Origin of the sequence: Acidiphilium sp., from assembly GCF_049977125.1 — a bacterium.
Taxonomy (GTDB): domain Bacteria; phylum Pseudomonadota; class Alphaproteobacteria; order Acetobacterales; family Acetobacteraceae; genus Acidiphilium.
Map to the genome: position 1 here is coordinate 10,118 of NZ_JBMFGY010000098.1, position 1,440 is coordinate 11,557.

Annotated in this window: 2 protein-coding genes; both read right to left on the minus strand. The window is 59.9% G+C overall.

Annotated features, from left to right (window positions below):
• Positions 1–14 precede the first annotated feature (14 nt).
• Complete coding sequence (locus tag ACP5E6_RS13225) at positions 15–1,034, minus strand: hypothetical protein (RefSeq protein ID WP_427954733.1); 1,020 nt, start codon at positions 1,032–1,034, stop codon at positions 15–17.
• 60 nt (positions 1,035–1,094) lie between these two features.
• Positions 1,095–1,440 (minus strand): thiamine pyrophosphate-dependent enzyme (locus ACP5E6_RS13230; protein ID WP_427954734.1); only part of this gene is annotated, 346 nt, incomplete at its 5' end.

Here is a 1,440-nt window from a genome sequence, read left to right on the forward strand (position 1 = left end):
GCTGTACCTATTCATCACCGACCCGCCGTCGCGTACGCCGGAGCTTCGCCGACGGTGGCCGACCGCAGCTCAATACGCAGCAGTGCGGCGTCGCGGATGACGCCGTCGGGCGGCGGGGCGGTCCGACCACCGTCGATGGTGACATAGGCCACACGCCCCATATCCGATGGGTCCCGGCCCCACGCGACGCTCGACGGTCCGACGAGCCGCTCGTCAAACGGATCGCCGACGATGTGCCGCACTTCACTCCCATGACCTGGGGCGAGCGGGACCCGGTCGATCGTGTTGCCGCGGTGACGGGTCACGTAGGCGAAGCCGGCAATCTCGTCGATACAGAAATCGTCAGTCTTGTCGATCGCCGCGACGAACTCCGGAAGACCTGCAGGATCCAGCGTGTCCCGATCAACTGCGATCCGCATGAACACCTGCTGCGCCGTCGAGGTGTAGTAAACATACCCAGTCTTCGGACCGTAGTGGATCCCGTTGATCCCAGGTTGGGGCGGTGGCGCAACCTCGCTGTCGAGATCCATGCCCATGGTCGGGTGCTGAATCCAGATCCTTGCGCGGGCGTCGCGAGCGCCAGGGCTCAGGTCAATCCTCCAGATGAGGCCGGCGAAACAGTCAGCGATCAGCATCACGCCGGGCGCGACCAGGCAACTGCCGTTCAGCGCTCGGACTCGGTAATCGAACGTGTAGATGATCTCGGGTGCGACAGGTTTGCCGGGCGCCCATCCGTTAAGGTCGATCCGGGCGAGGTGGGATTCGTGCGTTGTGTAGCCGTCGCTGAGGCTGACGATAAAGATATCCGGTTCTACCTCGACGACGCTCATCACGATGTTCTCAAAGGTGTGGACGATCATCGGTTGAGCGTCGAGGCTGGGTTCAGGTCCCGGAACGCACCAGAGCTCCTTGTGGAGCAGCGAGCTGACAAGAACAGAGCCGTCGCTGCGGACTGCCAGGTTCTCGAGGAAGTAGCCCTTCGGGAAGTACGCGACTGGCGTCAGCGCGACCGCAGGAATGGGTGCTATTGGCATGCCATGCTCCGTTTTAAACTATCAGTGAGGAGAGTGATCAAAATTCAGTAGCAAAGCCATTCAACGTATGAAATTAACTTTAGCGAACTCAATTAGTTCTGCAGCTCGACCATCCAACACTGCTTTCATAGTAAACATACCAAAGTGATACGCCTGATCAAGCGTGGTTTTCGGCGGCATTGCAAGTTCCTGACGCGCGCTCACCACATCAACCAGCACAGGGCCGTCATGCGCGAAGGCTGAGGCGAGTGCCGCTCGCAGTTCCTCCGGCCGTTCGACCCGGATTCCCTTGATACCCATGGCCTCCGCCATCGCTGCGAAGTTGGGGTTTTTAAGCTCCGTGCCGGTATCCAAGAAGCCGCTGGCCTTCATCTCCATTTCGATAAAGCCAAGTGAGCCATTGTTC